The sequence below is a fragment of the Streptomyces sp. NPDC031426 genome (assembly GCF_055581585.1).
On the sequence record NZ_JBVIJE010000029.1, the window covers coordinates 22,983 to 41,435 of the forward strand.

The following is an 18,453-nucleotide window of genomic DNA, read 5'->3' on the forward strand; positions in this document are numbered from 1 at the left end:
CGCAGTGCATGCGAACGGAGTACGGGCTCCCCCGCGCTCCGGCGCCGCGCATGTGCCCCGAGCACGCACCAAAGGCAGGCACCGCAGGCACACGAAGGGATCTGTATCTCCCATGTACGCAGCATCGTCCTCCGTGTCCGCCCCGCCCCGGCCGCTGCGCTCCCGCCCCGCGGGTGGCGGGCCGTACCTGGACCCGGCGGCGCGTCCGGGCGGCCCCGTGCCGGTCGCGGGCCGGCTCCGGCGGGTGCCGGGCCAGGCCGGTACCCAACCGCTCAGCGGGAGACTCGACTTGTCCGGCCCCCAGGGCGCGCAACTGCGCACCGCGATCGCATCGGTGCACCGGATCTGCCCGGAGTTCACCCCGGTGCAGGTGCTGCGGCGCAGCGGACGGTCCGTCCTCCTCGTCGGGACGGCGGGGCGCGGCACGGCCGTGGCCAAGTGTCTGCTGGACCACTCGCCCGCCTGGGCCGAGCGGATCCGCCACGAAATAGCTGCATACCGCTCGTTCGTCCGGCACCGGCCACCGGTCCGCGTGCCCCGGCTGATCGCGGCGGACCCGGACAACTGCACCCTGGTCATCGAGCGGGCGCCGGGCCGGGTGGCGGCACTGCAGCGCCATCCGGTGGAGGTGCCGCCCCGCCCGGACATCCGGGCCGCGCTGGGCGCGATCTGCCGGCTCAACGCCTGGCGGCCACCGGCGGGCACCTTCGACATGCCGCTGGACTACGGCGCCCGGATCTCCCGGTACCACGAGCTGGGCCTGCTCACCGACCGGGACCTCGGCGACCTCCAGAAACTGCTGCACGGCATCGCCCACCAGGTGGGCCGGCAGGGCATGCTCCAGTTCAACCACGGCGACGCCCAGCTGTCGAACATCCTGCTGTCACCGGCCGGTCCAGTGCTGGTGGACTGGGAGCACGCCGGCTGGTATCTGCCGGGGTACGACCTGGCGACGCTGTGGCTGGTGCTCGGGGACGCGCCGGTGGCCCGGCGGCAGATCAGCCAGATCGCCCAGACGGCGGGCCCGGCCTCTAGGGACGCCTTCCTGGTGAACTTGATGCTGGTGCTGACCCGGGAGATCCGTACCTACGAGACCGCCGTGCAGCGTTCGATGCACGAGGTGGCCCCGGCGGCACCGGGCATGGCCCACCCGGGTGCTGCGCCGTCCGGCGAGGAACAGCGGCTGCTGCTCAGGCGGCTGCACGACGACTGCCAGATGGCCCGCAAGGCCGTCCGAGCGGCGGTCGGTACTCGCTGACGGGGACGACGGTTCCGCGGTGCGCCAGAGCGGCGGCGCACCGCGGGCCTTCGTGTGTCCGGGCTCCCATGGCCACTGGTGTACGCCAGTGACGCCCCGCAGGCCCGCGCGCCGTCGCGGCGAAACTCGCCGAAAACCTCCGTGACGTGGGAAATCGCCACGGTGAAGGCATGATTGACGGATCGTCGGCAAGCCGGTACCACTGACCCAGCTCCGCGCCGCACGCCCCGCCACGCCCACCCGTCACAGGAGGCCGCATTGCGAGGTTCCGCCACCGATTCCACGTCCACACCCGGCCACAGACATCTGCGCAGGGCCGCCGTCCCGCTGGCGTCGGCGGCCCTGCTGCTGCCGCTGCTCGGCGCGGCCCCCGCCCAGAGCAGCACCGACACCTCCGCCGGCCGGCTGCAGCACGCGTTCGCCACCGCGGCTACCGAGTACCACGTGCCGCAGAGCGTCCTGCTGGCCGTCTCCTACCTCCAGTCCCGCTGGGACTGGCACGCCGGCGCGCCCAGCGTGTCCGGCGGTTACGGTCCGATGCACCTCACGGACGCCCGCACCGCCATCGCCGCCACGGAGCACTACGCCGAGGGCGCCGAGGACGCCCGCGGCGACGCCGCCCGCGCGGCCGTGCACCCGGACATCAAGGTGCCGGCCGATTCCGCGCTACCGGCCCGCCTGAAGACGCTGCCGAAGGCGGCACAGCTGACCGGGCTGCCGGCCGAGGAACTGCGCACCGACCCGGCGGCGAACGTGGCCGGCGGCGCCGCCCTGCTCGCCGCCGCGCAGAAGGAGCTCGGCGAGCCGCTGAGCGCCGACCCGGCCGACTGGTACGGCGCGGTGGCCCGCTTCTCCGGCGCCGACGACACGGCGACCGCGGCCGCGTACGCCGACGACGTGTACGACGTCCTGCACACCGGCGAGGAACGCGTCACGGACGACGGCCAGCTCGTCGCGCTCGCCGCACAGCCCGGGCTGACGGCGGACACCGCGCAGCTGGGGCGAACCGGGCTGGGCACACTGCCCACGGACGGCGTCGAGTGCCCGAAGTCGGTGTCCTGCGAGGCGGTCTGGGCGCCGTACGCGCAGTTCGGGAACGACGACTACGGCAACCACGATCTCGGCGACCGTCCGGTGTCGCAGAGCATCAAGTACATCGTCGTCCATGACACGGAGGGCGCCTGGGACGGGGTGCTGAACCTGATCCAGGACCCGACCTATGTGTCGTGGAACTACACGATCCGCTCCACGGACGGGCTGATCGCCCAGCACGTCAAGGCGAAGGACGTGGCCTGGCACGCCGGCAACTGGTACGTCAACGCCAAGTCCATCGGCATCGAGCACGAAGGTTTCCTCGCCAATCCGGACGCCTGGTACACGGAGGCGATGTACCGCTCCTCGGCCCGGCTGGTGAGGTACCTGGCCGCCAAGTACGCCATCCCGCTGGACCGGCAGCACATCCTGGGCCACGACAACGTGCCCGGCCCGACCACGTCCACGATTCCCGGTATGCACACGGACCCGGGTCCGTACTGGGACTGGCGGCACTACTTCCAGCTGCTGGGCCACCCCTTCAAGCGCGCGGGCGGCAAGCACAACGGGCTGGTCACCATCCTGCCGGACTACTCCGCGAACCAGCCGGCCTACACGGGCTGCACCACCAGAGGCGAGGCGTGCACGGCGCACGGCTCCAGCGAGGTGCGGCTGTACTCGGACCACGACGTGAACGCGCCGCTGATCAAGGACATCGGGCTGAAGCAGGACCCGACCGAGGACGTGAACGACCTGTCCTCCCGGGTCTCCACCGGACAGCAGTACGCGGTCGCGGACCGCTGGGGCGGCTGGACCGCGATCTGGTACCTGGGCCAGAAGGCCTGGTTCCAGAACCCGGTCAAGGCTCCGACGGCGGTGCCCGCCAAGGGACTGGTGATCACCCCGAAGGACGGCCTGGCGAGCATTCCGGTGTACGGCAGGGCCTACCCGGAGAAGGACGCGTACCCGGCGGGTGTCCCGGCGCAGTCGGTCGTCCCGCTGCCGTACACGATCCCGGCCGGACAGAAGTACGTGGTCGGTGACGAGGTGCCGGGCGAGTACTACTACTCGGTCACCTTCACCACCGACTCGCACCGGGTCGTGCTGGGCAAGGACCTGTACTACGAGATCCAGTACGGCCACCGGGTCGAATTCGTCCGCGCCGCGGACGTGACCCTGGAAGGCTCGGCCGGCTAGGCACGGCCGCGCGGCCTCAGCCCTGCTGGAAAAGCTCCGCCGGGAGCGGCTTCAGCAGGGCGTACAGGTCGTCGGTGATGGGGCGGTCCCAGGCCGCGATGGTGACGAGGACGCCGTCGCTGCGGTCGAACTGGACGCAGGAGATCCGGGACTCGGACAGCTTCAACCGCCGCACGATGAGCAGGTTGTCGCCCTGGAGGACCGGGGTGTCCTCGACGCCGACGACCGTGACCTCCTCGTCGTTCTCCAGCGCGAGCAGCAGCTGGCCCACCTCGAAGGGGATCTCGCCCTCGGCGACATCGCGGGCCGGGGAGCCCTCGGGGAGGTTGCCGATGATCATGGCGGGGCCGCGGCCGCCGAAGAGGTCGTAGCGCAGGAAGACACCCTGGCAGGTGCCGTCGGGCGCGGGCAGCAGGCCCGCGCCGAGGTTGCCCGGCCAGTCGCCCGGGTCCATGGCCAGCACGTCGAAATCGGGTCCGGCGGGGGTGGCGCTGCGGCGGCGGAGGAACGACATGCGGCCATGGTACGTGGGGTGCGCCGGAAGTGCGGAGCGGCTCCGCCGACAGTGCCGTTGCTCCGGAGTGCCGTGATGGGGCCGTCGATCGGCTGCGGGTTCGTTGTGGCTGGTCGCGCAGGTCCTCGCGCCCCTTTGGGGCGCCGCCTCGGGCGCCCTCGGGGCTCCGCCGGTCAGCTCAGGGGGCAGTTGGTGAGCAGGGTGGATGCGGGGGCGCCTGGCGGGCGTGGGACCGTGTGGTCGGCGGGCGGGAGGGCCCTGCCGGTGATCCAGGCCTCCAGGGCCTCGAAGGCCGAGTGGTGGCAGGGGACCATCGGGCGGAGTCGGTCGGGGAAGGCGTCGACCAGGGAGTCGGTGTGGGTGCCGTCCTCGATGCGGTAGTAGCGCAGCAGGGCCCCGCGGCCGGCCGCGTGGACCATGCGCGCGTAGACGTCGGAGTCCTGGCTGATCGGCAGCAGCACGTCGAGGGTGCCCTGGATGGTGATCAGCGGTTTGCCGAGGCGTCCGGTGAGGGCGATCCGGTCGACGGCGCGGTGGACGGCCGCGGGCCGGGACGCGTAGTCGTAGTCGGCGTCGCAGCCCGGTGTGCCGGAGGCGCAGAACGGGGTGCCGGCCTCGGTGGCGCCGTCGTAGCCGGGGTCGAGTTCCTCCCGGTAGATGCGCTGGGTCAGGTCCCAGTAGACCCGGTAGTGGTACGGCCACAGGAACTCCGAGCCGGCCGGGAAGCCGGCCCGGTGCAGCGCGTCCTCGGCCTCGGCGGCGCCGGGGCCGCCGGCGGCGTACGCGGGGTAGTGGCGCAGGGCCTGCGGCAGGAAGGTGAGCAGGTTGGGGCCGTCCGTGCGCCAGAGGGTGCCTTCCCAGTCGACTCCGCCGTCGTAGAGCTCGGGGTGGTTCTCCAGCTGCCAGCGGACGAGGTAGCCGCCGTTGGACAGGCCGGTGGCGATGGTGCGGGCGGGGGGCCGGTGGTAGCGCTGGGCGACCACGGCGCGGGCCGCGCGGGTGAGCTGGGTGAGGCGGGTGTTCCATTCGGCGATGGCGTCTCCGGGCCGCAGGCCGTCGCGGTAGAAGGCGGTGCCGGTGTTGCCCTTGTCGGTGGCGGCGTAGGCGTAGCCACGGGCGAGCACCCAGTCGGAGATGGCCTTGTCGTTCGCGTACTGCTCGCGGTTGCCGGGCGTCCCGGCGACGACCAGGCCGCCGTTCCAGTGGTCGGGCAGGCGCATGACGAACTGGGAGTCGTGGTTCCAGCCGTGGTTCGTGTCGGTGGTGGAGCTGTCGGGGAAGTAGCCGTCGATCTGGATGCCGGGCACGCCGCTGGGCGTGGGCAGGTCCTTGGGGGTGAGTCCGGCGTAGTCGGCCGGGTCCGTGTGGCCGGAGGCCACGGTGCCGGCGGTGGTCAGCTCGTCCAGGCAGTCGGCCTGCTGGTACGCGGCGCCGGGCACCTGGAGGTGGATGCGGCCGGCACAGTGTCCGTCCGGTGTGCCGGTGGGTGCCGCGGTGGCCGGGGTGGTCAGGAGCAGACAGGCCGCGGTGAGCGAGAGGGCGGGGAGAACGGCTCGGCGGGTGGGCCGTCTGTGCGGTGCGATCGGCATACGGGTACCTCCGGCTGTGGGTGGACGCGCTGGAGGCTAGGGGCGGGGTGGGTGCGCCCGACATGTGTGGGGCCGCCATGAAGACGGCCCCGGTAGCGTCGTCGGCCACCATGACCGACCGTGACCGACCTGGCTGACTCGATGTCAGGGGCAGCCGTTGTCGGCGATGGTGTAGTAACCCGTGGGTGACTCCTTCAGGGTGTGGGTGACGAACGTGTTGTAGAGGCCCATGTTCTGCTGGGATCCCTTGGCATAGGTGTAGCCGCCGCTGGTGGTGGCCCGTCCCGCCTGCACCTGGGCGTAGTTGCTCGCCGTCCAGCAGGCGGCCTCGCTGCCGCCACCGCCCGTGCCGCCACCACCGCCGCCGGGATCGGAGGTGTCCAGGCCGAAGAACCGGGCGATCCAGTAGCTGGAGCAGATGGAGGCGGCGAAGTAGGGCGCGCCGGTGCTGCCGCACTGCTGCGTGCCGGTGCCCGGGTCGACCGGGGTGCCGTGGCCGATGCCGGGGACCTCGTCGACCTCGACGGCGACCGTGCCGTCGGCGGCCAGGTACTGGTCCTGCCGGGTGGCGTCGGGCCCGATGGTCGTGGTGCGGCTCGGGGTCTGGGAGAGGCCGTGCAGGGCCGTCCACTGGTCGCGCAGTTCCGCGGCGTTGCGCGGGACGACCGTGGTGTCCTGGTCGCCGTACCAGACGGCCGTGCGCGGCCATGGCCCGGTGTACGACGGATAGGCGTCCCGCACCCGCTGGGCCCATTCGTCCGGGCTCAGGTCGACCCCCGGGTTCATGCAGGTGTACGGGCTGTTGTCCTTGGTGCAGTCGTAGGGCAGGCCCGCGACGACCGCTCCGGCGGAGAAGACGTCGGGGTAGGTGGCGAGCATGACGGCGGTCATGGCGCCGCCGGCGGACAGGCCGGTGACGTAGACGCGCTGGGGGTCGGCGCCGTAGGCGGTCTCGGCCTGGCTCACCATCTGCCGGATGGAGAGCGCCTCGCCCTGTCCGCGCCGGTTGTCCGAGGTCTGGAACCAGTTGAAGCACTGGCTCGGGTTGTTGGCCGAGCCGGTCTGCGCGAGCACCAGCAGAAAGCCGTCGCGGTCGGCGAGCCCGGGCAGACCGGAGTTGTCGGCGTAGACCTGGGCGTTCTGGGTGCAGCCGTGCAGGGCCACGACGACGGGCGGGTGCGCGGGCAGGGACGCGGGCCGGTACACGTACATGGTCAGGGCGCCGGGGTTGGATCCGAAGTCGCTCACCTGGGTGAGCGTCACGGAGGCCCGGGCGGCGGGCAGCGGACCGGCGAGCGCGGTGCCGAGGACGACGGCGACGACGGCGAGGAGACGGGCCAGGAAACGGGGCAGGCGGCGGGCACGGGACGGCGCTCCGGCCGGCCTTCCGAACGGGGGCGGTGGCATGGGCGGCTCCTTTGCGGGACACGTGTCCCGGCCACTCGTGCGCGGGGCTGTGCGCACGGCGCCGGGCGTGGCGGCACCGTACGAAGGCATGCGGGTCACCACCATGGGCCCCGACACCACAGCCGTGTCCGTGCCGGTCGGCACCCGCCCGATTGCGGGCCGCCGTGCGGTCTGCTACGCCGATCCGGCCGCGCCCCGTCCGGCACTCAGTCCTCCGGCGCTCCGGGGGACACCACCGCGATCGGGCTCGCCGCGTGCAGCAGGACGGCCTGGGTGACCGAGCCCATCATGCGGGCCGGTGCGAGCAGACGCCGCCGGTGCCGGCCGACGACGACCAGCTCGGCGTCCTTGGAGGCGGCGACGAGATGGCCGGCCGCGTCACCGGGCAGTGCCTCGACGTCGGCGCGGACCTCCGGGTGCCGCTCACGGTGCGGGGCGAGGAAGCCCTCGGCGAGGGCACGGGTCTCGGTCTCGACGGCGCCCTGGTCGATCTGGGGCGGCACCAGCTGACCGGGGGCTGACCAGGTCTGCACCGGCCACGGGTAGGCGGCGATCACCTGCAGGCGGGCGCCGCGCAGGGCGGCCTCGGTGAAGGCGAAGGCGAGGGAGGCCTCGTCGGGGCTGTCGGCGTGCAGGCCGACGACCACCCGGGGCCCGGGCTCGGCCGGACCCTCGCCGTGCACCTGCCGGCCGGGCCGGGGTACGACGACCACCGGGCACTCGGCGTCCCGGGCCGCGGCGAGCCCGTTGGAGCCGAGCAGCAGGCTGGCGAAGCCACCGCGGCCCCGGGAGCCGAGGACCAACAGCTGGGCGTCGGCGCCGAGTTCCGGCAGCACGGCGCCCGGTACGCCCTCCAGGGCGACGTACTCGACGGCGGACCCTGCGCCGCGCTCCGCGAGCCGGTTGCGCACCTCGTCCAGCACCGGATCGCCCTCCGCCTCGGGCTCCACGGCGACCAGCACATCGGCCTGCCCCCAGGCGGCGTACTGCCGCACGTGCACCACCCGCAGCGGTGCGGCGCGGCGACGGGCGGCGTCGACGGCCCACTCCAGCGCGCGCAGGCTGTCGTCGGAGCCGTCGACCGCGGCGATGACCGGCGCAGTGCTCATCGTCCCTCACCTTTCGGAACACGACCTTGCCCTTGCTGGGGTCAGCCTGACTCAGGCGTGGGTCCCAGCGGGGTCCTGCTGGTCGCGTGTCCGGAAATCGGCGCGGAACACCCCCGGTTCGGCTGCCGGAAGTACGCGCGGTACCCGTTCGGTCCGGGTGGTGGTGCCGGTCTCGCCGCCCGGTCGGCTCAGGTGAGGTCGAACTCGCCGTCCCGGGCTCCGGAGACGAAGGCACCCCATTCCGCCGGCGTGAAGATCAGGGATGGGCTCTCCGGGCGGCCGCTGTTGCGCATCGCGATGAAGCCCTCGACAAAGGCGATCTGGACATCGCCCATACCTCGGCTGCTGGACTGCCACTCGGCCTTGCTGAGGTCCAGCTCCGGCTTGTCCCAGCCCGCGAGCGGCTTCTGCTGGGTGGTGGTCTCGGCCACGTCCGTGCTCCTCCCGGTTCGTCGTCCGCGGCTCAGCCTAGCGACCGCTCACGATGCCCAACAGGCCACGTGGGGAGGACTTTCAGGTCTCCGGTGGCCGCGCTCCCACGAGCCACATGGAGAAGAACTGCGAGCCGCCGCCGTAGGCGTGACCGAGCACCCTGCGGGCGCCGTCCACCTGGTGTTCCCCGGCCTGGCCGCGCACCTGGAGGGCGGCCTCGGCGAAGCGGATCATGCCGGAGGCGCCGATCGGGTTGGTGGAGAGCACTCCGCCGGACATGTTGACGGGCAGGTCGCCGTCGAGTTCTGTCACCCCGGACTCGGTGAGCTTCCAGCCCTCGCCCTCCTCCGCGAAGCCCAGGTTCTCCAGCCACATGGGCTCGTACCAGGAGAACGGCACGTACATCTCGGCGGCGTCGATGTCCCGGCGCGGGTCGGCGATGCCGGCCTGCCGGTAGACGTCGGCGGCGCAGTCCTTGCCGGCCTGCGGGGAGACGAAGTCCTTGCCCGCGAACAGGGTCGGCTCGCTGCGCATGGCCCCGCCGAGCATCCAGGCGGGCGGCCGGGGCGCGCGGGCGGCTCCGGCGCGGTCGGTGAGGATCATCGCGCAGGCGCCGTCGGAGGAGGGGCAGGTCTCGGAGTAGCGGATGGGGTCCCACAGCATGGGTGAGGCCTGGACCTTCTCCAGGGTGATGTCGTGCTCGTGGAGGTGGGCGTAGGGGTTCTTCAGGGCGTTGCGCCGGTCCTTGTAGGCGACGAGGGAGCCGATGGTGTCGGGGGCGCCGCTGCGCCGCATGTAGGCGCGCACGTGGGGAGCGAAGAAGCCGCCGGCGCCGGCGAGCAGGGGCTGCTGGAAGGGGATCGGCAGGGACAGGCCCCACATGGCGTTCGACTCGGACTGCTTCTCGAAGGCGAGGGTGAGGACGGTGCCGTGGACGCGGGCGGCGACCAGGTTCGCGGCCACCAGCGCGGTGGATCCGCCGACGGAGCCCGCGGTGTGCACCCGGAGCATGGGCTTGCCGACAGCGCCGAGCGCGTCGGCCAGGTACAGCTCGGGCATCATCACGCCCTCGAAGAAGTCCGGCGCCTTGCCGATCACCACGGCGTCGATGTCGGCCCAGGTCAACTCCGCATCCTCGAGCGCCCTTTGGGCGGCCTCGCGGACGAGTCCGGCGATCGAGACGTCCCGGCGGGCGGCCACGTGCTTGGTCTGGCCGATGCCTACGACGGCCACGGGCTCCTTGCTCATCAGATCTCCTTCGAGGAAACCCCGTCCTTCAGGGCGGGGGTGAATCGAACCCCTGCGGAGCAGGGCAAGGAAAGCCGGTTCGCCGCCAGGGCGGACCGGCGTCCACCTCCAACTACCCCCGCTCGTTCACAAACTGATGGGCTAGTGTGTGAGTCATGAGGGCCACCGGCGTGAAGCGGGCGTTCAAGTACCGCTTCTATCCGACCGATGCGCAGGCAGCCGAGCTGTCGCGCACGTTCGGTTGCGTGCGGAAGGTCTACAACCTGGCCCTTGCGGCGCGCACCGAGGCGTGGGCGCGACAGGAGCGGGTGAACTACAACCAGACATCGGCGATGCTGACGGCCTGGAAGCAGACCGAGGAACTGGCGTACCTCAACGACGTCTCCTCCGTCCCGCTCCAGCAGGCACTTCGCCACCTTCAGACGGCGTTCACCAATTTCTTCGCCAAGCGCGCGAAGTACCCTCGTTTCAAGTCGCGGAAGAAGTCGCGGAAGTCGGCGGAGTACACCACCAGCGCGTTCCGGTTCCGGGACGGGAAGCTGACGCTGGCGAAGATGGCGGAGCCGCTGGACATCGTGTGGTCCCGTCCGCTTCCCGAAGACGCTTCGCCGTCCACGGTGACCGTCTCCCAGGATGCGGCCGGACGCTGGTACGTGTCCCTGCTGTGCGAAGACCCCTCCCTCCAGCCGCTTCCCGCAACGGACACGGCGATCGGCATAGACGCCGGCCTCGACCACCTCCTGACCCTCTCCACCGGGGAGAAGATCGCCAACCCCCGGCACCAGCGGCGAGAACGCGCCCGCCTTGCCAGGGCCCAGCGGCAGCTTGCCCGCAAGGCCAAGGGTGACGGAGCGAACCGGGCCAAGGCCCGGTGGAAGGTCGCCAAGGTCTACGCCCGCATCGCCGACCGGCGACGCGACCACCTGCACAAGATCACCACTCGGCTCGTTCGTGAGAACCAAACGATCGTGATCGAGGACCTGGCTGTTCGCCACATGGTGAAGAACGGCAAGCTCGCCCGCGCCATCAGCGACGCGGCTTGGAGCGAGTTCCGGAGCATGCTGGAGTACAAGGCCCAGTGGTACGGCCGCGAAGTGATCGCGGTCGACCGCTGGTTCCCCTCCTCCAAGTTGTGTTCTACCTGCGGCAGCTTGCAGGGCACGATGGCGCTGAACGTCCGTTCCTGGACGTGCGACTGCGGCACGACCCACGACCGGGACGTGAACGCGGCGAAGAACATCCTGGCGGCCGGGCTGGCCGTGTCTGTCTGTGGAGCTGGTGTAAGACCTCAACGGAGAACTCCGGGCGGGCAGTCGGCGACGAAGCAGAAACCCCTACGGCGCGAGCCGTAGGATCCCCCTCCTACAGGAGGGGGAGGAAGTCAACGTGGATCCCCTTCGAGTACGGCGACCAGGTTCTGCTGCAGGCAGGGGCCGGAGGTGGCGTGGGCGAGGGCGCGGTCGGACGCGCCGCGGTGGATGCGGGCGGCGGCCTCGCCGATGCGGATCAGTCCGGCGGCCATGACGGGGTTGGCGGCCAGCGCACCGCCGGAGGGGTTGACGCGCACGTCGTCGCCGAGCCGGAGCGCCCTGCGCAGGATCACCTCCTGAGCGGTGAACGGGGCGTGCAACTCGACGGTGTCGACGGGCCGTTCGAAGGCGCCGGCCCGTTCGGCGGCGAGCCGGCTGGAGGGCGAGTCGGTGAGGTCGCGGACGCCGAGGGTGTGGGCCTCGATGCGGTGGTCGACGCCGCGGATCCAGGCGGGCCGGGCGCACAGCCGGCGGGCCCGCTCGCCCGCCGCGAGGACCACGGCGGCGGCGCCGTCGCCGACGGGCGGACAGTCGCCGGTGCGCAGCGGTCGTACGACGTAGTCGCCGTGCGGCACCTGCCCCTTGAGCTGGGCGTGCGGGTTGGCTTCCGCATCCGTGCGGCTGCGGGCGGCGACGGCGGCGAGCGCGGGTTCGTCGGCGTGGCCGGCGTCCATGAGGGCCTGTGCCTGGAGGGCGGCGAGGGCTATGGAGTCGGGCCACAGGGGGGCGAGGTAGTACGGGTCGAGCTGGCGGGTGAGGACGTCGCGCAGGGAGCCGGGCGAGGACTTGCCGTAGGCGTAGACGAGCGCGGTGTCGGCGTCGCCGGTGAGCAGCTTGGTCCAGGCCTCGTACAGCGCCCAGGCGCCGTCCATCTCGACGTGCGACTCGGAGATCGGCGGCCAGGCACCGACGCCGTCGAGGGCGAGGGTGAAGGAGAAGGCGCGGCCGGCGAGGTAGTCGCTGGAGCCGGAGCAGGTGAAGCCGATGTCGGCGGTCCTGAGGCCGGTCTGTGCCAGCACCTCGTGCAGGACCGGCATCAGCATCTCGACCTCGGAGGACTCCTCGGTGGAGCGCCGGTGGTCGGTCTGGGCGAAGGCGACGACCGCGATCTCCCGGGTCACAGCAGCTCCTTGTAGGTGTCGTAGTCGGCGTCGGGCTCACCGGTGGGCCGGTAGTGGTCGGGGTAGCGGCCACCCTCGGTCCACACGGGCTCCACGCGCAGGCCCATGCGCACCTGGTCGTAGGGGATGCCGCCGATCCGGGCGTGCAGGGCGAGGTCGGCGCCGTCGAGGGCGATGTGCGCGTAGACGTAGGGCACCTCGATGTCGAGGTTCTTCGCCTTGATGTTGACGATGCAGTAGGTGGTGACTGTGCCGCGGGGACCCACTTCGACCTGTTCCACTGTGGCCACACCACATGTGGGGCACGCACCCCTCGGGGGGACGTACACCTTGCGGCAGGAGGGGCAGCGTTCGCCGACGGTTCGCCGTTCCGAGAGGGCGTCGATGTAGTCGGACTGGGCGCGGCCGGGTGAGTAGGTGTAGTCCAGGCGGGCCGGGGCGACGATCCCGGTGATCCGGTCGTCGAACTCGCCGGTGTGGTCGTCGGCTTGTGCGGGTGCTCCGTCGTACGGCTCGAAGCAGGCGATGTCGGTGATGGCGCCGGTGCGTTCTGCGGCCCAGCGGATGCGGACCCGCATTCCGGTGTGCACGGAGTCGGGGCCGGGGGCGTCGAGGGCGTGCAGCAGGGCGGTGTCGGCGCCGTCGAGCCTGACCAGGGCCCAGGCGAAGGGGGTGCCGAGTGGCTGCCCGCGGCGCGGCGCGTGGTTCCACGCCCAGGTGGTGACCGTGCCCGTGGGGGCGACCTCCACCAGGTCGCGGAGTTCCTCGGCGGTGACGGGGTCGTACTCGACCGGTGGGACGAGGGTGCGTCCGTCGGTCGTTCTCACGCCGAGGACGGCGCGTTCGCGCAGGCCGGTGAGGAAGGCGCTCTGGACGGGGCCGAGGGAGCGGGTGAAGGGGAACTCGACGACGAGGGGGGCTTTGAGGACTTCGGGCATCCGGGAGGACTCCTTCGGCGGTTCAGGCGCGTTTGTAGACGGGGGGCCGCTTCTCCGCGAAGGCGCGGGCGCCTTCCTTGGCGTCGGCGGTGTCGAAGACCGGCCAGCCGCGCGCGAGTTCGGCCGCGAGCCCGTCGGTCTCCGCCATCTCCGCGGTCTCGTACACCGACGCCTTGACGGCCTCGACGGCGAGCGGGCCGCAGGCGTTGATCTGCTCGGCGATCTCCAGCGCCTTGCCCAGCGCGGAGCCGTCGGGGACGACATGGCCGATCAGTCCGATGTCCGCGGCCTCCCGGGCGCTGTACGCCCGTCCGGTGAGCAGCATCTCCAGGGCGTGGGTGCGCGGGATCTGGCGTTGCAGCCGGACGGTGGAGCCGCCGATCGGGAACAGGCCGCGCCGGACCTCGAACAGGCCGAAGGTCGCGGACTCGCCCGCGACCCGGATGTCGGTGCCCTGGAGGATCTCGGTGCCGCCCGCGACGCAGTACCCCTCGACGGCGGCGACGACCGGTTTGCGTGGCCGATGGTGGCGCAGCATCGCCTTCCAGTGCAGGTCGGGGTCGGCCTTGAGCCGGTCGCGATACCGCTCGCCTTCCATCCCCTTCCCGGCCAGGGCCTTGAGGTCCATGCCGGCGCAGAAGGAGCCGCCGGCCCCGGTGAGGACGATCGAGCGGATCCCGTCGTCCGCGTCGGCCGCCAGCCAGCCGTCGTACAGGCCGACGAGCATGGGAAGCGAGAGCGCGTTCCTGGCGTCGGGCCTGTTGAGCGTGAGCACCAGCGTGGCGCCCTCGCGCCGCACGGTGAGGTGTTCCGTCCCGCCCATGGGCTTGTCTCCCCTCGGTGAGAACGAGAACAGGTTGCAGTAGGCGGGGAGGCACTTCAAGGGAGCTTCCATGGTTTTCTGACAGGCAGTCAGATTATTTGGGCGCGGGCCCTTCACAGTTGTCGTGGGCTTTGCTCTGATGACCGGCGTACCGACCGACCGATGCGCCTTTGTTCACCAGCACTGCCGGGGTCAGGAGGAGCGGTGGAGTACAACCTTGCCGACCTGTTCGAGTCGGTCGTCGACGTGGTCCCGGACCGCGAGGCGCTCGTGTACGTCGACCATCCCGGCACCGGCGCGGAGCGCCGCCTGACCTACGCGGAACTGGACGCGGCCGCCAACCGCATCGCCCACCACCTGATCGACAGCGGGATACGGCCCGGGGAACACCTCGGCCTCCATCTGTACAACGGTGTCGAGTACCTGCAGACGGTGCTGGCCTGCCTGAAAGCGCGGATCGTCCCGGTCAACGTCAACTACCGCTACGTCGAAGAGGAGTTGGTGTATCTCTACCGGGACGCCGATCTGGTCGCGCTGGTCTTCGACGCCGAGTTCGCGGACCGGGTGGCGTCGGCGCTGCCGCGGGCGCCGATGCTGCGGCATCTGCTGCGGGTGGGCCCGGAGACGGCCGAGGTGCCCGGGGCGGTGCCGTTCGGCGACGCGGAGGCGTCCGGATCGCCGGCCCGGGGTTTCCCGGCCCGTTCCGCGGACGACCAGTTCATCATCTACACCGGTGGCACGACCGGCATGCCCAAGGGCGTCATGTGGCGCCAGGAAGACCTGTTCTTCGCCGGGCTCGGCGGCGGGGCGCCGACCGGGGAGCCGGTGAAGGCACCGGAGGAGCTGGCCGAGCGGGTCGCCGCCGGGGGCGCCGGAATCACCTTCTTCCCCACTCCCCCTCTGATGCACGGCACCTCCACCCTGACGGCGTTCATCGGCTTCAACTTCGGCCAACGTGTCGTCGTGCACCGCAAGTTCGTGCCGGAGGAGGTGCTGCGAACCGTCGAGAAGGAGAAGGTCACCAGCATGTCGCTGGTCGGCGACGCGATGCTCCGGCCGCTGATCGACGCACTGAGCGGGCCCCTGAAGGGCACGGACTGCTCGGCCCTGTTCAGCGTCTCCTCGTCGGGCGCCGTCATGTCGGAGACGGTGCGCCGGCAGTTCCGGGAGCTGGTGCCGAACGCCATGCTGCTCAACAACTTCGGCTCCTCCGAGTCCGGCTTCAACGGTACGGCGACGGAGGACTCGGGCCCCGAGCGCGGCTTCCGCCTGCGGGTCAACTCCCGTACGCGCGTGGTGGATCCGGCGACCCACGAACCGGTGGCCGCGGGCGAGATCGGCAGGGTCGCCCAGTGCGGCCATGTCCCGCTCGGCTACTACAACGACCCGCGGAAGACCGCCGAGACGTTCTTCGCGAAGGACGGGCAGCGCTGGGTCCTGCTCGGCGACATGGCGACGGTCGACGAGGACGGCGTGGTCACCGTGCTGGGCCGGGGCTCGCAGTGCATCAACACCGGCGGCGAGAAAGTCTATCCGGAGGAGGTCGAGCAGGCGCTCAAGGCACATCCGGACGTGTACGACGCGCTGGTCGCCGGGGTCCCGGACGCCACCTGGGGCAACCATGTGGCCGCCGTGGTGCAGTTGCGCGCCGGAGCCTCGCACCCCTCGCTCGCCGACATCCAGAACCACTGCCGTACCCGGCTGGCCGGCTACAAGATCCCCCGGCAGCTGGTGATCACCGACACCATCCGGCGGAGCCCGAGCGGCAAGGCCGACTATCGGTGGGCGCGTGAGGTGGCGGTGGCGGCCGACCGGCACTGACACGCCGGGGCGTCTCACCACCCCCACCACCCGGTAGCACTACTCTGTGCGCACGCTCGACACCCATTCGGCTACTTTGGGTGACTATCAGTCGGTCGAGTCGTGCCGGTCCCGGCCTGCCGCACCGGCACCGGGCCACGCACGGAAGGATCTCCGGGTGTCTCACCACACACCTAGTCACCTGCCGGGTGGCTCAGACGAGACGGACAGCGGCCCGGCGGGAACCGGGGATCCCACGACGGCCGGGGAGGCGAAGCCGGCCGCCACACCCGGCGGGGCCGGCAGACGCCCGCGTGTCGTACGGGGCCTCGCCGCACGGGCCGGCCTGCTCGGCGGGCACAGTCGCCTCGCTCGGGGCTTGGCCGCACTGGCCGGCCCGCCCGGCAGGCGGGCCCGCATCGCGCGGTACGCGGCCGTGGGCTCGACCGTCCTGGCCGTCGGCGTCCTGCTGGCGGCGCTGCTGCTGCCCAACCGGCCCGACCGGCTGACCCCGGCCGCCGTCGAGCATCTGCCGGCCGAGGGGATCCTGCTCGCCGTCGTGCTGCTCGTGCTGCCGGCCCGCGCGAGGCGGGCCGCGGCGGCCGCCATCGGCGTACTGATCGGGCTGGTCACGCTCCTGAAGTGCCTCGACATCGGCTTCTACTCGGTGCTCTACCGCCCCTTCGACCTGGTGCTGGACTGGGGTCTGCTGGGCAATGCGGCGGACTATCTGCGGGACACCTCCGGCCGCACCGGCGAACTGGTCGCCATCGCCGGCGCCCTGCTCCTCGCGGTCGTCGTCCTCGTCCTGACCGCGGGCGCCGCGGTCCGTCTCAGCACCGTGCTGGCCCGGCACCGCGCCCGGTCCGTCCGCGTCGTGCTGGTGCTGAGCACGGCCTGGATCACCTGCGTCGTGCTCGGTGTGCAGAGAGGCGGCGTACCCGTCGCCTCGACGCTCGACGCGGACCTCCTCGGCGACCGGGCCAAGCAGATCCGCGTCTCCCTCGCGGACGCCCGTCTCTTCCGGCGCCAGGCCGCTCACGACGCCTTCGCCCATACGCCGCCCGACCAGTTGCTGACCGGCCTGCGCGGCAAGGACGTGCTGTTCACCTTCATCGAGAGCTACGGCCGTTCGGCGATCGAGGACCCGGCGATGGCCCCGCGGATCGGCAGGGTCCTCAAGGAGAGCGACGACGCCCTCAAGGCCGCCGGATTCCGGGCGCGCAGCGGCTGGCTGCGCTCGCCGGTGACCGGTGGCGGCAGCTGGCTGGCCCACTCGACCTTCCTGTCCGGCCTGTGGATCAGCAACCAGCAGAGGTTCCGCAGCCTCACCTCCAGCGACCGGACCACCCTCACCGGGGCGTTCCGCAGGACCGGTGCCTGGCGCACGGTCGGGGTGGTGCCGGGGGTGCTGGTGGCCTGGCCGGAGGGCCGGTTCTTCGGCCTGGACCACATCTACGACGGCCATCACCTCGACTACCACGGCCCGGACTTCGGCTGGTCGCAGGTGCCGGACCAGTTCACCCTGCAGACGTTCCAGCGGCGGGAGTTCGGCAAGCGGGGCCGGGGCCCGATCATGGCCGAGATCATCCTCACCTCGAGCCACTATCCGTGGGCACCGCTGCCCCGCATGGTCGACTGGGCGAAGCTGGGCGACGGCTCGGTCTTCCAGCAGATCAGGCGCGAGGGCAAGTCCCAGCAGGAGGTCTGGAGGAACGCGGAGAGCGTGCGCACGGAATACCGCACCTCCGTCGAGTACTCGCTGAACAGCCTCGTCTGGTTCCTGCGGCGTTACGGCAACGAGAACACGGTCGTGGTCTTCCTGGGCGACCACCAGCCCGTGCCGACGGTCACCGGGAACAGCCCCCGCAAGGAGGTGCCGGTCACCGTCGTCGCCCGTGACCCCAAGGTGCTGGCCCGGATCTCCGGCTGGGGCTGGACGGAGGGCCTGAAGCCCGCCGCGAACGCTCCCGTCTGGGGGATGGACAGCTTCCGCGACCGGTTCCTGAAGGCGTTCGGGCCGCAACCGGGCTGAATCCGCCGGTGACCGTGCTCACCGGTCGGGCCGGTGGGCCGGTGCTCATGGACCGCGCTCGTGGACCGTGCTCAGCGGTCGAGGAACTCCTGTACCACGGCGAGGAATTCCTCCGGGCGGGACTCGTGCTCCAGGTGCCCCGCGTCCACGGTCACCTGAGCGGCGCCGGGGATCAGACCGGCGAGCTGCGCGACCTGATCCCGCGGGATGAGGCTGGTGGGACCACCTCCGAGTCGAACGGCAGCTCCCCCGCGGGCCGTTCGGCGGGCGGCCGGGGCGGGTCGAGCGGCACGGGTGCGCGGACGTCCTCCAGCACCAGCCGTCGCACGGCACCGGGACGGCGCTGGGCCAGCAGGTAGGCGACGATGCCGCCCGGCGAATGGCCCACGACGTCGGCGCCGCCGAGGCCGAGGGCGGCCGGCAGGGCGAGGACGTCCTCGCTCATCGTCTCGGCCCGGTGGTCCCCCGGCCAGCCACTGTGTCCGTGGCCCCGCCGGTCGGGGGCGTACACCCGGCGCGGGCGCGGGGGTGCCGCGAGCCGCTCGGCGATGTGCGTCCAGTCCGCGCCGTCCGCACCCCGGCAGTACGGCAGCACGACGCCGTCCGCACCCCGGCAGTACGGCAGCACGACGCCGGGCAC

At 71.8% G+C, this 18,453-nt stretch carries 15 protein-coding genes; 5 read left to right on the forward strand and 10 right to left on the reverse strand.

Features of this window, described 5'->3' with window-relative positions; genetic code table 11:
* The first annotated feature begins 112 nt into the window (after positions 1–112).
* Together ACZ5NH_RS37220 and ACZ5NH_RS37225 are read left to right on the forward strand one after the other, a co-directional pair.
* Positions 113–1,258, forward strand: coding sequence for an aminoglycoside phosphotransferase family protein (locus tag ACZ5NH_RS37220; RefSeq protein WP_388634165.1), 1,146 nt, complete (start codon positions 113–115; stop codon positions 1,256–1,258).
* Between the two features lie 258 nt (positions 1,259–1,516).
* Positions 1,517–3,487, forward strand: coding sequence for an N-acetylmuramoyl-L-alanine amidase (locus tag ACZ5NH_RS37225; RefSeq protein WP_468781694.1), 1,971 nt, complete (start codon positions 1,517–1,519; stop codon positions 3,485–3,487).
* A gap of 16 nt (positions 3,488–3,503) precedes the next feature.
* Here the strand turns inward: ACZ5NH_RS37225 and ACZ5NH_RS37230 are convergent, their stop codons facing one another.
* The 6 genes from ACZ5NH_RS37230 to ACZ5NH_RS37255 all read right to left on the reverse strand — a co-directional run bounded on the left by ACZ5NH_RS37230 (position 3,504) and on the right by ACZ5NH_RS37255 (position 9,786).
* The gene (locus ACZ5NH_RS37230) at positions 3,504–4,001 is read right to left on the reverse strand and encodes a glycosyltransferase family protein (RefSeq protein WP_014670824.1); all 498 of its coding nucleotides are present in this window, start codon (positions 3,999–4,001) and stop codon (positions 3,504–3,506) included.
* Positions 4,002–4,174: 173 nt separating this feature from the next.
* The gene (locus ACZ5NH_RS37235; protein WP_468781696.1) at positions 4,175–5,590 is read right to left on the reverse strand and encodes a 3-hydroxybutyrate oligomer hydrolase family protein; all 1,416 of its coding nucleotides are present in this window, start codon (positions 5,588–5,590) and stop codon (positions 4,175–4,177) included.
* Positions 5,591–5,734: 144 nt separating this feature from the next.
* Positions 5,735–6,997: an extracellular catalytic domain type 1 short-chain-length polyhydroxyalkanoate depolymerase gene (locus tag ACZ5NH_RS37240; protein WP_468781698.1), complete on the reverse strand. Its 1,263-nt coding sequence runs from the start codon at positions 6,995–6,997 to the stop codon at positions 5,735–5,737.
* Between the two features lie 206 nt (positions 6,998–7,203).
* Positions 7,204–8,106, reverse strand: coding sequence for a universal stress protein (locus ACZ5NH_RS37245; RefSeq protein ID WP_468781700.1), 903 nt, complete (start codon positions 8,104–8,106; stop codon positions 7,204–7,206).
* A 188-nt stretch (positions 8,107–8,294) separates the two neighbouring features.
* The gene (locus ACZ5NH_RS37250) at positions 8,295–8,537 is read right to left on the reverse strand and encodes a DUF397 domain-containing protein (RefSeq protein ID WP_468781702.1); all 243 of its coding nucleotides are present in this window, start codon (positions 8,535–8,537) and stop codon (positions 8,295–8,297) included.
* Between the two features lie 82 nt (positions 8,538–8,619).
* On the reverse strand, positions 8,620–9,786 hold the full coding sequence (locus tag ACZ5NH_RS37255) for a thiolase domain-containing protein (RefSeq protein ID WP_468781704.1): 1,167 nt from the start codon (positions 9,784–9,786) through the stop codon (positions 8,620–8,622).
* Positions 9,787–9,941: 155 nt separating this feature from the next.
* Between ACZ5NH_RS37255 and ACZ5NH_RS37260 the strand changes: the two genes are divergently transcribed.
* The gene (locus ACZ5NH_RS37260) at positions 9,942–11,138 is read left to right on the forward strand and encodes an RNA-guided endonuclease InsQ/TnpB family protein (RefSeq protein WP_468781706.1); all 1,197 of its coding nucleotides are present in this window, start codon (positions 9,942–9,944) and stop codon (positions 11,136–11,138) included.
* A 29-nt stretch (positions 11,139–11,167) separates the two neighbouring features.
* Here ACZ5NH_RS37260 and ACZ5NH_RS37265 read toward each other — a convergent pair whose 3' ends face one another.
* The 3 genes from ACZ5NH_RS37265 to ACZ5NH_RS37275 are packed head-to-tail and all read right to left on the reverse strand — an operon-like array spanning position 11,168 to position 13,978.
* A complete protein-coding gene (locus ACZ5NH_RS37265) occupies positions 11,168–12,217 on the reverse strand; it encodes a thiolase domain-containing protein (RefSeq protein ID WP_468781708.1) in 1,050 nt (349 codons plus the stop codon).
* Positions 12,214–13,155 (reverse strand): Zn-ribbon domain-containing OB-fold protein, encoded by a 942-nt coding sequence (locus ACZ5NH_RS37270; protein WP_468781710.1) that lies wholly within the window; start codon positions 13,153–13,155, stop codon positions 12,214–12,216. Before ACZ5NH_RS37270 ends, ACZ5NH_RS37265 begins: the two co-directional genes overlap by 4 nt.
* A gap of 22 nt (positions 13,156–13,177) precedes the next feature.
* Positions 13,178–13,978 (reverse strand): crotonase/enoyl-CoA hydratase family protein, encoded by an 801-nt coding sequence (locus ACZ5NH_RS37275; protein WP_468781712.1) that lies wholly within the window; start codon positions 13,976–13,978, stop codon positions 13,178–13,180.
* 204 nt (positions 13,979–14,182) lie between these two features.
* Here ACZ5NH_RS37275 and ACZ5NH_RS37280 point away from each other — a divergent pair, with 204 nt between their 5' ends.
* Together ACZ5NH_RS37280 and ACZ5NH_RS37285 are read left to right on the forward strand one after the other, a co-directional pair.
* On the forward strand, positions 14,183–15,799 hold the full coding sequence (locus tag ACZ5NH_RS37280) for an acyl-CoA synthetase (RefSeq protein ID WP_468781714.1): 1,617 nt from the start codon (positions 14,183–14,185) through the stop codon (positions 15,797–15,799).
* Between the two features lie 157 nt (positions 15,800–15,956).
* The gene (locus tag ACZ5NH_RS37285; RefSeq protein WP_468781716.1) at positions 15,957–17,813 is read left to right on the forward strand and encodes an alkaline phosphatase family protein; all 1,857 of its coding nucleotides are present in this window, start codon (positions 15,957–15,959) and stop codon (positions 17,811–17,813) included.
* Between the two features lie 172 nt (positions 17,814–17,985).
* Here ACZ5NH_RS37285 and ACZ5NH_RS37290 read toward each other — a convergent pair whose 3' ends face one another.
* A complete protein-coding gene (locus ACZ5NH_RS37290; protein ID WP_468781718.1) occupies positions 17,986–18,453 on the reverse strand; it encodes an alpha/beta fold hydrolase in 468 nt (155 codons plus the stop codon).

Excerpts from the sequence above, each read along its gene's own strand:
- ACZ5NH_RS37245 (WP_468781700.1), bottom strand. The coding sequence starts at position 8,106 with ATGAGCACTGCGCCGGTCATCGCCGCGGTCGACGGCTCCGACGACAGC.
- ACZ5NH_RS37235 (WP_468781696.1), bottom strand. The coding sequence starts at position 5,590 with ATGCCGATCGCACCGCACAGACGGCCCACCCGCCGAGCCGTTCTCCCC.
- ACZ5NH_RS37275 (WP_468781712.1), bottom strand. The coding sequence starts at position 13,978 with ATGGGCGGGACGGAACACCTCACCGTGCGGCGCGAGGGCGCCACGCTG.
- ACZ5NH_RS37240 (WP_468781698.1), bottom strand. The coding sequence starts at position 6,997 with ATGCCACCGCCCCCGTTCGGAAGGCCGGCCGGAGCGCCGTCCCGTGCC.
- ACZ5NH_RS37270 (WP_468781710.1), bottom strand. The coding sequence starts at position 13,155 with ATGCCCGAAGTCCTCAAAGCCCCCCTCGTCGTCGAGTTCCCCTTCACC.
- ACZ5NH_RS37255 (WP_468781704.1), bottom strand. The coding sequence starts at position 9,786 with ATGAGCAAGGAGCCCGTGGCCGTCGTAGGCATCGGCCAGACCAAGCAC.
- ACZ5NH_RS37220 (WP_388634165.1), top strand. The coding sequence starts at position 113 with ATGTACGCAGCATCGTCCTCCGTGTCCGCCCCGCCCCGGCCGCTGCGC.
- ACZ5NH_RS37260 (WP_468781706.1), top strand. The coding sequence starts at position 9,942 with ATGAGGGCCACCGGCGTGAAGCGGGCGTTCAAGTACCGCTTCTATCCG.
- ACZ5NH_RS37230 (WP_014670824.1), bottom strand. The coding sequence starts at position 4,001 with ATGTCGTTCCTCCGCCGCCGCAGCGCCACCCCCGCCGGACCCGATTTC.